Raw genomic sequence first — 14,614 nt, 5'->3', positions numbered from 1 at the left:
GATATAAATCTTAGACTAGATTTTGGTCATAAGAATTGAAACATTAGTTCTTGCATTACAATCATTTGTGTCGTCATCTACCAAATTCATTGTAAATGAAGCATCGTTTAATGGATCGTATGTTCCATTTCCGAATGAAGCATCAGATGTAGATAGTTCAACATTACCTGCTCCAGCTGCACAGCCTATTCCAACATCTTGACTAGGAGACCAAAGGATTTCATTACAAGATAAATTGAAACTGAAAGTGACATCCCCGAAAGCGCCTAAATCTGGTGCCCATGCTGCATCAAATGCTCTAGATGTACCTCCCGCATTTTCCAAAGTAACTACTTTAGAAAAGCCAAAAGTAGGTACTCCAAATCCGTTAAACACAAGATGTGTCATTTGATAATCTCCTATAAATAAAGTTTCATCAACTGGACAAACTTGAAATACACTAACTACTGCGGTAGTAATTCCGTATACATTATCAGTGTTCGTTTCTAAATCTAATACTAAATTTAAAGAATTAGTATCCACTCCAGCAACATCTGTTCCATCTATAGTTAAAAAACCATTATACTCGTTAGCAGGTATTGTAACAGTACCAGGTACAGAGTAGGACCCTGCGATTGCATCTGTATCTACCATGTTTACAGAAATATTGAATACTCTATCTGCATTAGTTCTATTGCTAGAGTTAATAGGAATATCAACCGATCCTACAGCATCAATTTCTATTTGTAATTCATAATTGTTTTGAGAAAATGAAATTAACGGAAGATTGTTACCAGTACCATTAAAAACAATTTGCTCAGTTTCACACGACACCAATACGATGGCAAGTGCGAATAAAAGATATTTAAATATATTTTTCATTTTTAATTTGTTTTATATTAATAACCTGTGCTCTGACTGATTGCATTATTACCAGAGATTTCATCGAAAGGAATTGGGAAATATTTAGCTATGGTTAAGGTAGTTGATAAGTTACAATTACTTTGATTGATCATAGAGCAATCAGTTGCATCTCTATCATATGTATTAAGATTAGCTTTAGAAGCTAATCTCGATACGTCTAAATATCTGTGGCCCTCAAGGTACAATTCTAATCTTCTTTCTTCTAAAACATCAGCCCATGCTTCTTGTGCGTCTGTGTATGAAGGTAATGTTATTGCGGAGGAATAACGCTGGTCACGGATTGCTTTGATTTCTGCAGCAGCACCTGGTAAATCGTTATTGAAAATTCTACATTCAGCCTTAATAAATCTAAATTCTTCTACACGGAAAATTTTCAAATCGTTAATGACTACACTAGTCAAGTTAGGGTCTCCTGGATATTTGTCAATGACAAGAACATCTGTATTTCTTGGGTCTACAGATGAAGCGTAGTTAGGATCTACAATACTTGTTGGGTCTACATATACTGTTCTTCGAATATCGCCTGGATTATTCTCAAGCTTATTAAAGACACTTCTACTTAATTCATAAACAGGAGATCCACCTGCCGTACTATTGTTTGTGTTCCATACTGAACCAATACCTGCATTATTATCGGTTCTGTCAGCTTTAAAAATAACTCCATTAACTGATTGATCTTGCCATACGGCTGCAAAGTTTGTGCGATCTGTGATGTTATATGAAGCGATAAGAGCGTCAGCCATGATCTCAGCAGTAACATAATCTTCAGTATAAAGCGCCATACGACCTCTAACGGCTCTTACAAAATCTGTATCGATAAAAATTCTGCTAGAATTAGAAACAGGTGTTGAAAGTCCAGAAAATAAAAGTTCAGCTTCATTTAGATCATTAGTAATCAGAGTCATAGTTTCTCCAACGGTATTCCTAGGCAATGTTGTTGTTAATTCAGGAACAAAATCTATAGCAATAACACCTGTACTTGAAGGGTCTGTTATGTCTTCAGCGTAAAAAGATAATAATTGAGAGTGACCAAATGCACGTAGTGCTAAAGCTTCAGCTCTTACTTTGTTGTAAGTATCCTCTTCGCCACTTTCAGGTGTAATATTTTCTGCTGCTTCAAGAATTCTGTTCGCAAAATTGATTAAAGTATAATTATTTAACCATATGGTGCCAGCTTCTCCTGTGTTTGGATTCAGGTTATATAAGTGAACTGCGTCATTAGTTATACCTTGCCCACCATTACTCCTACCAATACTTACCTCATCAGTAAATATTGAGGTAAATGAAATTATAGTAGCATTACTTAATTGTGAATAAGCTCCAAACAAACCTGTCTGCAGATCATCAACATTTTGAAATGCATTCTCACCAAGAAATTCTCCTGGCTGTACGATTTCTGTAGCATCATCACATGATGCTAATATTGCTATAAATAATAGCGCGATTAATTTTATTTTTTTCATGATTGCTTTTTTTAAAATGATATATCTAATCCTAAGTTAAAGATTTTTGGAGTTGGAAAGTCATATTGTGTAGCACCGTCTGGTCTCTCTGGATCATTTCCTCGCCATTTAGAGAATGTTAGTAAATTCTCAGCACTTACATAAACTCTAGCTGAATTCATTCCAATAGCGTCTGTTGCTATTTTTGGTAGTGAATAACCTAATTGAACAAAACGTAATCTTAAGAAGTCTGCCTCTTGAAGGAATCTGTCATTGTTTGGTACGTTCAGATTTGTCGCATCTAAACTTGGAACATCAGTAATCCTGTTTGTTGGTGTCCAAGCTCTTTCAAGATCTGAAGATAGTTGAGTAATTCCAACATCCTGTGGGTCTAGATAACCTGCTAAGTCAAAGTCAAATCTGTCGATACCTGTTGCAAAACTCCATTGATTTTCAAAGAAGAAATTTTTGTAAGATAAACTAAAACCGAATCCACCTTGTGCATCTGGTGTAGCATCTGTTCCAGTATATCTTCTGTCGTCATCTGTTGGGTTTTCTGTAATATCACCGTTAATATCTCTAAATAAAGCATTACCGTTTGCAGGGTTAACACCAACGTAAGGTATTACGAAATATTCATTTAAACTTTGACCTTCTGCGATAGCTGTGTTACCATTATCAATAATTCCATCAGGAACTGATAAAGAAGTTATTTCATTAACGTTGTATGCAACGTTAGCAAATACCGTAGCGTTGAAATCTCCCTGTTTTTTTGCTTTTATAACATCATAAGTTGCACTTAACTCTACTCCTTTGTTTTCTAAATCTCCTAAGTTTGCTGGATTAGCAAACGTAGAAGTGATTGCAGAAACATTTCTATTAATAAATAAATCTTCAGTTCTTTTGATATAGAAATCAAGTGTACCACGTAGTCTGCTTCCCCAAACACCGTACTCGATACCAATGTTAGCTGTTTTTATAGTTTCCCAGCGTAAAGATGTATCTCCTAATGAACCTAATACGAAAGTTTGGTTATCAGAATATCCTTGACCGGTAGCGAATAGTGTTCTAGTGTTAGATAATGAACCATAGTAACCTCCAGTAATCCTATCATTTCCAATACTACCATATGAAGCTCTTAATTTCAATGTGTTTATATCTGATTCAGCTAAAAAATCTTCTTGATCTAGGTTCCAACGTACCGCAGCGGACCAAAATGTACCCCATTTATTTTCGTCAGTAAATCTACTTGAAGAATCTCTTCTTAATGTCGCTGACACACCATACTTTTTGTTATAGTCATAATCTGCTTGCGCAAAATAAGAAAATAAACCTACTTCATTTTTACCAGATCCAACGGTTGGAACAAAGAAATCGTCGTTTGCATTGTCACCTATGTAAGATGAACCATCACCAGGACTAAATGTTCTTGGGTCTAGACCTTCTGCGCGGTAGTTGAAAGACTTTAGATGTGCTTTTACATATTCAACATAAGCAGCAGCTGTAACTGTGTGCTCTTTATTTTCACCAAAATTATTCACATAATTTAGATTAGCCCTAGAATTGAATCTCGCATCACGACTAAATGCTTCAGATTGATTTCCATCTACTGTTCTAGCGTCTAATGTTGCTCTTACTCTTGATAAAGCAGCTCTAGGATCTTCATACGAAACGGAATTAGTTTGAGTGTAATCTAAACCTACGGCATAGTTAGCTGTTAAGTTTTTAGCAATATCATAAGAGAAGTCTGCTCCACCCACTATTTTAACCTCATCAACTTTTGAACCTGCAAATCTTATATTGTCCATTAATACGAATGGCGATGCTTGAATGTTAAATGCGTTAATTCCAGTCAATGCTGCAGGATCATAGTCTGCTGGGTCTAAATATGGTAATGCATTAAATGCACCAAACGCATAGTTAAAAAATACTGAACCACTACCCAAGCTACCAGGCGTTTCGTTTTGACTATATCCTGTTGTAAATCTAGTGTTGTATCTAAATTTACCATTATCACTTTTTCCAGAAATATTTGATCTTAGCGTGAATCTTTGAAGCTTACTAGCAACTAATGTTCCTTCTTGTTCGGTATAACTTAAGGAAGTGAAAGAAGAAAGGTTTTTACCTCCTTGACGGAATGATAAATTCTGATTATTCACAACTCCCGTTCTATAGAAAGTGTCTGACCAGTCTGTGTTAACGTTAAATGCATTAATTTCGGCATCTGTCAAAGTATTCCCTAATCCTGTTCCTCTTCTTTGCTCAAGTCTTAAGTAGTCTTGACTATTGTAAAGATTATAATCATTATCTAAGATTTGAGAAAATCCTACACTTGATGAATAAGAAATCTCTAATGGGCTGTTATAACTTCCAGATTTAGTTGTGATTACGATTACACCATTTGCTCCTCTATTTCCAAAAACAGCAGTTGCTGCAGCGTCTTTGAGTGTAGTAAATGTATCGATGTCATTAGGGTTTAATGATCTAAAGTTATCTTCATCTACAGGTACACCATCAATTATAAAAAGTGGTTCTGTGTTACCATTAATCGAACTTGGACCCCTTAATTGAACTAAACTGTTACCACCAGGTTGTCCTGTTGCAGTTTGAATATTAAGACCTGGGATTTGTCCTTGAATTCTTTGGATAAATGAAGCATTCGGTCTATTTTCAATTTGTTCTGATGTTATCGTGTTAGCGGCAACATTAGAAGTCTTTTTTGAAACAGTTCGATATCCTTCAATTACTACCACTTCTAAAGATTCTTCCAGTATCACATTAAGGACAGATTGTGTTCCTACTAAAAATTCTGCTGGTGTGTATCCTGCAAAAGATATAACAAGAATATCAGTTGATTTGGCATTGATAGAATAATTCCCATCAAAATCTGTAGTAGTAGCGTTTGAACTACCTTTCACAAGTACAGTTGCCCCTAGGACAGCTTCACCTGATGCATCAGTAACCTTACCGGTCACTGTTTGTGCAATAGCAAATTGCACAACTAACGCTAAGAACAGCGTTAAAATTCCATTTAATTTTGTTTTCATTTTTGATTTATTTGAATTAGCCAAAGCCAAAAGTCACAAATAATAGTTAATAAAACAACTTTTATCCTATCAAATTGTGCAATTATTTAAGTGATAGTTAACATTTAGGTAACATTCTAAAATATTATTTGCATGTTTAAATGTGCTACTGTGCTGGAAAAGTCCATGTTAGCCCCAGAGAAAGTGCCATTCGCGATACTTAATTTTAAAATTCCTGACTGTGTTAAAATTGCGGTGCCAAATCCAATTCCGTATATATTTTGCGCTTTATTGGTAGTGTAGTTCTCGAAAATAGCGTAATCCAAGACGCTGTGTAGGTAAATTCCGCTGCTTAATCTGTATCTGTACTCTGTGTTCAGTGAGAGAAAAGAAGAAGTATCTATACTGTTTTGATTAAATCCTCTTATGCTATTAGAGCCACCGACTTGAAAGAGTTCGTTAAATAAGATATTACTGCTTCCTAAAAATTTAATGTGATTCTCTAGATGAATACTTTGCTTTTTATCTATGTATAAGTTTTTGTGAATAGTTGAAGAGATAAGTGTTTGTCTATTTGTTTTAGACTCTATTGTTCGATTACCGATACTAATCTGAATTTCTGCTAAGATATCGCTCAAAAAAATATCCTCTTTAGCAGGTTTTTGATGGTTTAAGTTTAAAACGAGATTGTCACTTTTGCTATTGTTGTTTGTGATGTTGATTTCTTGTACTGTCGAGTTCTTTTTATTATAAGATAATCCGATATTCATTTGTGGTGTTAATGCGTAAAAAAGCCCTGTAGTGATCGTTGTGTTTTGGTAGGTACTATCTCTTCTAAGTAAATTTAGCCCAGCAGTTATCCCTAAATTTGATTTTAGTATATATGGGAACTCCGTGTTAATATCTAATCTGGTTTGGTCATCATTATCACTTCTGTATAGAATTGTTAATTTTTCACCGTTGTTTAGGTTATTGTATAATGTTAAATCTATATACCCATTGAGTTCTAATTTACCGTTATCAGAATTATTAAACCCTATTAATCCATCTGCTGAATTACTGTTTTTTTTCTTTAAATAAATATATACGAACGTTGAGTCTTTTTTGAAAAGTATTTCAGGTTCTTTGACTATTGTGGTAAAAGGTATCTGCTTAAATGCTGACTTAACTTTAACAATATTGCTTTGATTGAATACTAGATTCTGATTTGTAATTTTACTTATGTATTTCTCAGGGAATTGATCATAACCTTTAATTATTATTTTATCTATTTTTCTTTTTTTATTAATTGATAGATTTATATTAAGGGAGATAGTGTCTTCTCCTTTTGTTTCAAATTCATTTGCCTGAATCTTTAGAAATGAGAATCCATTATTAGAAATAAAACGATGTAGTTCTTTTAGTTTCTCTTCGACTTCTTCAAAGTTGTAAAAATTTTTACCACGCTTTCGCGAAAGCATTACCTCAACTAAACTATCTATTTCTTTGTTTAAAGGATTTGCGATAATTTCGATTGTCTTAAATCTTTTATTGAGTTCTATTTTTTGTTGGTACTTAAATTCATCTGTTTTTTGAAGAGGCTGGGATAGTAGGTTTACATAGCCTTTTTGATTAAGTTGGTTGATTAAGCTGTCGTTATATTTTTTTAAGGCTTTAAAATTTAGGAAAGATTTATTTTTGGAAATGCTGTCTAGGATTGTTTGTTCGCTGGTTTGGCTTGCCTTGTATTCCAATAGCAATGTTTGTGCAGTGCTATTACAGAAAGATAGTAGACAAATAATAAGGAAGATTTTCTTATTCAAAAAAGCAGGTTTTATAGATAACGATATGGTAAAATAACGTCTTTAAATGTGAGTTTCTTGTCCGTTAGGAAAAAGATATTGTAAAAACTTGAAACTGAGGTTTGAATAACTCAATTTTATTTATACCTTTGCCGACCCTAAAATAGGGGATTAATTTATTAGCGTAAAACAATATGCCAACGATTTCACAATTAGTACGTAAAGGAAGAGCCAAAATAACCAAGAAGAGTAAATCGGCTGCTTTAGATTCTTGTCCTCAACGTCGTGGAGTATGTACTCGTGTTTACACAACTACACCTAAGAAGCCTAACTCAGCAATGAGAAAGGTGGCAAGGGTTAGACTTACCAATGGTAAGGAAGTGAATGCTTACATCCCAGGAGAAGGACACAATCTACAAGAGCACTCGATAGTATTGGTTAGAGGTGGAAGGGTAAAAGATTTGCCAGGAGTTAGATATCATATAGTGCGCGGTGCGCTGGACACAGCAGGTGTTGCAGGCCGTACACAACGTAGATCTAAGTATGGTGCAAAACGCCCTAAGAAGTAAAATTTTTTAAGTTAACAAGCTATACTCAGTTTGTGAGCTTTAATTAACAACTCAAAGAGAAGAAATGAGAAAAAGACAGGCCAAGAAACGTCCTATCCTTCCGGATCCACGTTTTAACGACCAGCTAGTGACCCGTTTTGTGAACATGATGATGTTACACGGAAAGAAGTCAACAGCTTTTAAACTTTTTTATGATGCTATTGACATTGTAGAAGAGAAAAAACAAGACGACGAGAAAACCGCGCTTGAATTATGGAAAGATGCATTATCAAATGTAATGCCTCATGTTGAAGTACGTAGTCGCCGTGTTGGTGGAGCTACTTTTCAAATTCCAATGCAGATTCGTCCAGACAGAAAGATATCTACTGCTATGAAGTGGTTGATAGGTTATTCACGTAAGCGTAATGAGAAAAGTTTTTCTCAAAAATTAGCTTCTGAAATCCTAGCTGCTTCAAAAGAAGAAGGTGCTGCTGTTAAGAAGAAGACAGATACTCACAAGATGGCCGAGGCAAACAAGGCATTCTCTCACTTTAGATTCTAAGAAATAATGGCTAGAGATTTAAAATACACAAGAAATATAGGTATTGCTGCTCATATTGATGCAGGAAAAACTACTACTACGGAACGTATTCTTTATTACACTGGAGTTTCTCACAAAATCGGTGAGGTTCATGATGGTGCTGCGACTATGGACTGGATGGAGCAGGAGCAAGAGCGTGGTATTACTATCACATCTGCTGCTACTACTTGTACTTGGAAGTTTCCTTTAGAAAATGCAAAGCCGCTACCAGAAACTAAAGATTATCATTTTAATATTATAGACACTCCTGGTCACGTTGATTTTACTGTAGAAGTAAATAGGTCTTTACGTGTTCTTGATGGTTTAGTATTCTTATTTAGTGCTGTTGATGGTGTAGAGCCTCAATCAGAAACTAATTGGAGACTTGCTGATAATTATAAAGTTCCACGTATTGGTTTCGTGAATAAAATGGATCGTCAAGGTTCTAATTTTCTTGCTGTATGTCAGCAAGTAAAGGATATGTTGAAATCAAACGCTGTGCCGATTGTTTTAAATATTGGAGATGAGGCGGATTTTAAAGGTATCGTAGATTTAGTTAAAAACCGTGCTATTGTATGGCATGATAATACTCAAGGGTCAACATTTGATGTGATTGATATCCCTGAGGATATGAAGGCAGAGGCTAAGAAATATCGTGCACTTCTTATTGAAGAGGTTGCTGCTTACGATGAGAATTTATTAGAGAAATTCATGGAAGATGAGGACTCTATTACTGAGGATGAAGTGCATGCTGCTCTTCGTGCTGCTGTGATGGATATGTCTATCATCCCTATGATTTGTGGTTCTGCATTCAAAAATAAAGGTGTTCAGTTTTTATTAGATGCTGTTTGTCGTTATTTGCCTTCTCCTACGGATAAAGAAGGTATCAAAGGAATCAATCCAGATACTGAAAAAGAAGAATTACGTAAACCTGATGTAAAAGAGCCATTTGCTGCATTAGCATTTAAGATTGCTACTGATCCTTTTGTTGGTCGTTTAGCTTTCTTCCGTGCATATTCTGGTCGTTTAGATGCTGGATCTTATATCTTGAATAATCGTTCAGGTAAAAAAGAGCGTATCTCTCGTATTTATCAGATGCACTCTAATAAACAGAACGCTATTGACTTTATTGAGGCAGGTGATATCGGTGCCGCAGTAGGTTTTAAAGATATTAAAACTGGTGATACAATGTCGGATGAGAAGCATCCTATTGTTTTGGAATCTATGGACTTCCCTGATCCGGTAATTGGTATTGCGGTTGAGCCTAAAACTAAGGCAGATGTTGATAAGATGGGTATGGCGTTAGCTAAACTAGCGGAGGAAGATCCAACATTCCAAGTGAGAACTGATGAGGCTTCTGGCCAAACAATTATTTCTGGGATGGGTGAGTTGCACTTAGATATTATCGTTGATCGTATGCGTCGCGAGTTTAAGGTTGAGCTTAATCAAGGAGCGCCACAAGTTGAATATAAAGAAGCTATTACAAGAGCTGCAGATCACAGAGAGACTTATAAGAAGCAATCTGGTGGACGTGGTAAATTTGGTGATATTGTTTTTACTATCGAGCCTGCTGAAGAAAATGAAGAAGGTAAAGTAGAAGAAGGGTTACAATTTATTAATAAGATTAAAGGTGGTAACGTTCCTAAGGAATTTATCCCTGCTATTGAGAAAGGTTTCCGTGAGGCTATGAAGGCAGGGCCTCTTGCAGGTTTTGAGATGGATAGTATGCGTGTTACTCTTACGGATGGTTCTTTTCACCCAGTAGATTCTGATGCTCTTTCCTTTGAATTAGCTGCTAGAATGGGTTATAAAGCCTCTGCAAAATCTGCTGGAGCTGTTATACTTGAGCCTATTATGAAACTTGAAGTTATTACTCCTGAAGAAAATATGGGTGATATTGTAGGTGACTTAAACCGTCGTCGTGGACAGGTTAATGATATGGGTGATCGTGCAGGTGCAAAGGTTGTGAAGGCTGAAGTGCCGTTATCTGAAATGTTTGGTTATGTAACTACATTACGTACTCTTTCATCAGGTCGTGCAACATCAACAATGGAATTTTCACACTATGCTGAAACTCCTTCTAACATTAGTGAAGAAGTAATCGCAGCAGCTAAAGGTGCAACAAACTAATTTTCAAAAGATGAGTCAAAAAATCAGAATAAAGTTAAAGTCTTACGATTACATGCTGGTAGATAAGTCTGCTGAAAAAATCGTTAAAACAGTGAAGAGTACAGGTGCTGTGGTAACTGGTCCAATTCCATTACCAACTCACAAGAAAATCTTTACAGTATTAAGGTCTCCTCACGTTAATAAAAAATCACGTGAACAATTCCAATTAAGCTCTTACAAGAGGTTGTTAGATATTTATAGTTCATCTAGCAAAACTATTGATGCTTTAATGAAGTTGGAGTTACCAAGTGGGGTTGAAGTTGAGATTAAAGTGTAATAAAAAAGTTTCATTAAATCACGCTTTCGCGAAAGCGTGATTTAATGAATAACATTAATATAATAAATAATAATTATGTCTGGGTTAATAGGAAGAAAAATCGGAATGACTAGCATTTATGATGAGAATGGTAAGAATATGCCATGTACGATCATAGAGGCAGGTCCTTGCGTTGTTACCCAAGTCAGAACTGAAGAAGTGGACGGCTATGCTGCCCTTCAACTTGGTTTCGATGACAAATCAGACAAAAACGCATCTAAAGCGGCTCAAGGTCACTTTAAGAAAGCGGGAACTGGTGTCAAGAGAAAAGTTGTAGAATTTCAAGGTTTTGATGAGGTTTACAAATTAGGAGATGCAATCTCTGTTGATATATTCACTGAAGGTGAGTTTATAGATGTATCAGGAACATCGAAGGGTAAAGGTTTCCAAGGTGTTGTAAAACGCCATGGATTTGCTGGAGTTGGTCAAGCCACTCATGGTCAGCATAACCGTTTACGTGCACCAGGATCTATTGGTGCGGCGTCTTATCCTGCTCGTGTATTTAAAGGAATGCGCATGGCTGGACAGATGGGTAATACAAAAGTTAAAGTTGAAAATTTAAGAGTTCTTAAAGTAGTTCCGGAAAAAAATCTTTTAGTGGTTAAAGGATGTGTACCTGGACATAAGAATGCTTATGTAATCTTACAGAAGTAATGAAGGTATCAGTTATAGACATTAAAGGAAAAGAAACTGGACGTCAGGTTGAATTATCTGATAGCATTTTCGCAATTGAGCCTAATGATCACGCGATTTATTTAGATGTTAAGCAATATCTAGCAAATCAGCGTCAAGGAACTCACAAGGCTAAGCAACGTGCTGAAATTACTGGTAGTACCCGTAAGATTAAGAAGCAAAAAGGAACTGGTACAGCAAGAGCTGGATCTATAAAGTCAGGTGTTTTTAGAGGTGGTGGACGTATGTTCGGTCCTGTTCCTAGAGATTATTCTTTTAAATTAAATAAAGGTCAGAAGCGATTAGCTCGTAAATCTGTTTTGAGTCAGAAGATGGCTGAAGGTAATTTACATATCGTTGAAGACTTTAATTTTGAGGCTCCAAAAACTAAGAATTTTATAGATGTTTTGAAGTCTTTAGGATTAGATAATAAAAAATCTCTTTTTGTGTTGGGTGGTTCAAATAATAATGTATATTTGTCTTCTCGAAATTTCAAGGGTTCTGAAGTGGTAACTAACTCAGAATTAAACACTTACAAAATTTTACATGCTAATAGTGTTGTAGTGTTGGAGAGCTCATTAGAAGGAATCGAGGAAACTTTAAGTAAATAGGCTATGAATATCTTAATAAAACCAATCATTACAGAAAAAGCTACTAGTGATAGTGAGTTATTGAATCGTTATGGGTTTGAGGTTATGCCTAACGCTAATAAGATTCAAATTAAAAATGCGGTTGAGGCTACATATGGTGTTACTGTTACTAAGGTAAGAACTATGAATGTACGTGTTGAGCGTAAAACAAAGTTTACAAAATCAGGGATGCAAATTGGTAAAACTAAAGCTAGTAAAAAAGCTTTTGTACAATTGCAAGATGGAGATACCATCGACCTTTATAGTAATATATAAATAATACAGACAAAAGATGTCAGTTAGAAAATTAAAACCTGTTACTCCTGGACAGCGATTTAGAGTTGTTAATGGCTATGATGCCATAACGACTGATAAGCCGGAAAAGAGTTTACTCGCTCCGAAAAAACGTTCAGGTGGTCGTAATGCTAGTGGTCGTATGACTATGCGTTACAAAGGTGGTGGTCATAAGAGGCGCTACCGTATTATAGACTTTAAAAGAGATAAGCAAGGAGTGCCTGCTACAATCGCGTCTATAGAGTATGATCCGAATAGGACTGCTTTTATTGCTTTAGTGAATTATCAAGATGGAGAAAAGCGTTATGTTATAGCTCAGAATGGTTTGCAAGTTGGTCAGAATATAGTTTCTGGTGACTCTGTGTCTCCTGAGGTTGGTAATGCTATGAAATTATCGAGTATTCCTTTAGGTAGTATTATTAGTTGTATCGAGTTGCATCCTGGTCAGGGAGCTGTTATTGCTCGTAGTGCTGGTTCATTTGCTCAGTTAATGGCAAGGGATGGTAAGTATGCAACTGTTAAAATGCCTTCTGGTGAGACAAGGTTAGTTTTGCAAGAGTGTTTAGCTACAATTGGCGCTGTTTCAAATAGCGATCACCAATTGGTGGTTAGTGGTAAGGCTGGTAGATCACGATGGTTAGGTAGAAGGCCTCGAACACGTCCTGTTGTTATGAATCCTGTCGATCACCCTATGGGTGGTGGTGAAGGTAAGTCTTCAGGTGGTCATCCACGTTCTCGTAACGGTATACCTGCTAAGGGTTATCGTACTCGTGACAAGAATAAAGCTAGTACTCAATATATTTTAGAACGTAGAAAGAAATAATTATGGCTCGTTCATTAAAAAAAGGACCTTATGTATTCCATAAGTTGGAAACTAAGGTGGCTCAAAATGTTGAGTCCGGAAAAAAGACTGTTATTAAAACTTGGTCTCGTGCATCAATGATTACTCCTGATTTTGTCGGGCAAACTATTGGTGTTCATAATGGGAAGCAATTTATTCCTGTTTATGTTACAGAGAATATGGTTGGTCACAAGTTAGGTGAATTCTCTCCAACAAGATCTTTTAGAGGTCATGCAGGAGCTAAGAACAAAGGAAAAAAGTAATCTAAGCTATGGGAGTTCGTAAAAAACAAATGGCTGAAAGGCTTAAGGAAGAGAGAAAGAGCGTCGCATTTGCTAAGCTTAACAACTGTCCTACTAGTCCTCGTAAAATGAGGTTAGTGGCGGACATTATCAGAGGTAAAAAGGTTGAGGATTCTTTAAATATTTTAAAGTTTTCATCTAAAGAAGCTGCTCGTAGACTTGATAAATTAGTTTTGTCTGCTATAGCTAATTGGCAAGCGAAGAATGAAGATTCTGATGTTGCTGAAGCTGGTCTTTTTATTAAAGAGATAAGAGTTGATGGTGGGTCTATGTTGAAAAGGTTGCGTCCAGCGCCTCAAGGTAGAGCACATAGAATAAGAAAAAGATCGAATCACGTTACTGTTGTGTTAGGTCAAACTAATAATACAGAGGTTAACTAAAAAAGGATATGGGACAAAAAACTAATCCGATAGGAAATCGTTTAGGTATCATCAGAGGATGGGAATCTAACTGGTACGGTGGTAATGATTATGGTGACAAGCTTGCAGAGGATGATAAAATACGTAAGTATATTCATGCTCGTTTATCTAAAGCTAGTGTTTCAAGAGTTATTATAGAGCGTACTTTGAAACTTGTAACTGTAACAATAACTACTGCTAGACCTGGTATTATTATAGGTAAAGGTGGTCAAGAAGTGGATCGTCTTAAGGAAGAGCTTAAGAAGATTACTGGTAAAGATGTGCAGATTAATATTCACGAAATTAAACGTCCTGAACTTGATGCCTTTTTGGTAGGAGCAAGTGTAGCTCGCCAAATTGAGAATAGAATTTCATATAGACGTGCAATAAAGATGGCTATCGCTGCTGCAATGCGTATGAATGCTGAAGGTATTAAAATACAAATCTCTGGTAGGTTGAATGGTGCTGAAATGGCTCGTTCTGAATCTTACAAAGATGGTAGAATTCCTTTATCTACATTCCGTGCTGATATAGACTATGCTTTAGTTGAGGCTCATACGACTTATGGTCGCTTAGGTGTTAAGGTGTGGATTATGAAAGGTGAGGTTTATGGAAAGCGTGAGTTATCTCCGTTAGTAGGTTTATCGAAGAAACAAAGTAAATCAGATGGCGGCTCTGGGAACAGAGGTGGAAATCGTCGTCGCAGAAAATAA

15 protein-coding genes are annotated in these 14,614 nt (G+C 36.0%); 11 read left to right on the top strand and 4 right to left on the bottom strand.

Features of this window, described 5'->3' with window-relative positions:
- Nucleotides 1-15: 15 nt before the first annotated feature.
- The 4 genes from R1T42_RS08450 to R1T42_RS08435 all read right to left on the bottom strand — a co-directional run bounded on the left by R1T42_RS08450 (nt 16) and on the right by R1T42_RS08435 (nt 7,173).
- Nucleotides 16-861: a hypothetical protein gene (locus R1T42_RS08450; RefSeq protein WP_317290017.1), complete on the bottom strand. Its 846-nt coding sequence runs from the start codon at nt 859-861 to the stop codon at nt 16-18.
- A gap of 17 nt (nt 862-878) precedes the next feature.
- On the bottom strand, nt 879-2,366 hold the full coding sequence (locus R1T42_RS08445; RefSeq protein WP_317290016.1) for a RagB/SusD family nutrient uptake outer membrane protein: 1,488 nt from the start codon (nt 2,364-2,366) through the stop codon (nt 879-881).
- An 11-nt stretch (nt 2,367-2,377) separates the two neighbouring features.
- Nucleotides 2,378-5,392, bottom strand: a complete 3,015-nt coding sequence (locus R1T42_RS08440; RefSeq protein ID WP_317290015.1) for a SusC/RagA family TonB-linked outer membrane protein — start codon at nt 5,390-5,392, stop codon at nt 2,378-2,380.
- 116 nt (nt 5,393-5,508) lie between these two features.
- A complete protein-coding gene (locus tag R1T42_RS08435) occupies nt 5,509-7,173 on the bottom strand; it encodes a BamA/TamA family outer membrane protein (RefSeq protein WP_317290014.1) in 1,665 nt (554 codons plus the stop codon).
- Nucleotides 7,174-7,346: 173 nt separating this feature from the next.
- Between R1T42_RS08435 and rpsL the strand changes: the two genes are divergently transcribed.
- The 11 genes from rpsL (at nt 7,347) to rpsC (ending at nt 14,614) form a co-directional block, all read left to right on the top strand.
- Nucleotides 7,347-7,721, top strand: coding sequence for a 30S ribosomal protein S12 (gene rpsL, locus R1T42_RS08430; protein WP_006795815.1), 375 nt, complete (start codon nt 7,347-7,349; stop codon nt 7,719-7,721).
- Between the two features lie 64 nt (nt 7,722-7,785).
- Nucleotides 7,786-8,262, top strand: coding sequence for a 30S ribosomal protein S7 (gene rpsG / locus R1T42_RS08425; RefSeq protein ID WP_006795814.1), 477 nt, complete (start codon nt 7,786-7,788; stop codon nt 8,260-8,262).
- Nucleotides 8,263-8,268: 6 nt separating this feature from the next.
- On the top strand, nt 8,269-10,410 hold the full coding sequence (fusA, locus tag R1T42_RS08420) for an elongation factor G (RefSeq protein WP_036580308.1): 2,142 nt from the start codon (nt 8,269-8,271) through the stop codon (nt 10,408-10,410).
- Between the two features lie 10 nt (nt 10,411-10,420).
- Nucleotides 10,421-10,726 carry a 30S ribosomal protein S10 gene (gene rpsJ / locus R1T42_RS08415; protein WP_006795812.1) on the top strand — a complete coding sequence of 102 codons (306 nt, stop codon included), beginning with the start codon at nt 10,421-10,423 and terminating at the stop codon, nt 10,724-10,726.
- Nucleotides 10,727-10,801: 75 nt separating this feature from the next.
- The gene (gene rplC / locus R1T42_RS08410; protein ID WP_042247915.1) at nt 10,802-11,419 is read left to right on the top strand and encodes a 50S ribosomal protein L3; all 618 of its coding nucleotides are present in this window, start codon (nt 10,802-10,804) and stop codon (nt 11,417-11,419) included.
- Nucleotides 11,419-12,048 (top strand): 50S ribosomal protein L4, encoded by a 630-nt coding sequence (gene rplD, locus R1T42_RS08405; protein ID WP_036580313.1) that lies wholly within the window; start codon nt 11,419-11,421, stop codon nt 12,046-12,048. Before rplC ends, rplD begins: the two co-directional genes overlap by 1 nt.
- Before the next feature lie 3 nt (nt 12,049-12,051).
- Nucleotides 12,052-12,342 (top strand): 50S ribosomal protein L23, encoded by a 291-nt coding sequence (rplW, locus tag R1T42_RS08400; protein WP_036580315.1) that lies wholly within the window; start codon nt 12,052-12,054, stop codon nt 12,340-12,342.
- Between the two features lie 16 nt (nt 12,343-12,358).
- The gene (gene rplB / locus R1T42_RS08395) at nt 12,359-13,183 is read left to right on the top strand and encodes a 50S ribosomal protein L2 (protein ID WP_036580318.1); all 825 of its coding nucleotides are present in this window, start codon (nt 12,359-12,361) and stop codon (nt 13,181-13,183) included.
- A 2-nt stretch (nt 13,184-13,185) separates the two neighbouring features.
- Nucleotides 13,186-13,464: a 30S ribosomal protein S19 gene (gene rpsS / locus R1T42_RS08390; RefSeq protein WP_036580320.1), complete on the top strand. Its 279-nt coding sequence runs from the start codon at nt 13,186-13,188 to the stop codon at nt 13,462-13,464.
- A gap of 8 nt (nt 13,465-13,472) precedes the next feature.
- Nucleotides 13,473-13,883, top strand: a complete 411-nt coding sequence (gene rplV, locus R1T42_RS08385) for a 50S ribosomal protein L22 (protein WP_036580323.1) — start codon at nt 13,473-13,475, stop codon at nt 13,881-13,883.
- A gap of 8 nt (nt 13,884-13,891) precedes the next feature.
- Nucleotides 13,892-14,614, top strand: a complete 723-nt coding sequence (gene rpsC, locus R1T42_RS08380; RefSeq protein WP_006795807.1) for a 30S ribosomal protein S3 — start codon at nt 13,892-13,894, stop codon at nt 14,612-14,614.

The organism is Nonlabens ulvanivorans (genome assembly GCF_032922765.1).
Classification (GTDB): Bacteria; Bacteroidota; Bacteroidia; order Flavobacteriales; family Flavobacteriaceae; genus Nonlabens; species Nonlabens ulvanivorans.
Note: the sequence above shows the minus strand (reverse complement) of the source record. Positions and strands in the feature narration are given on the sequence as shown.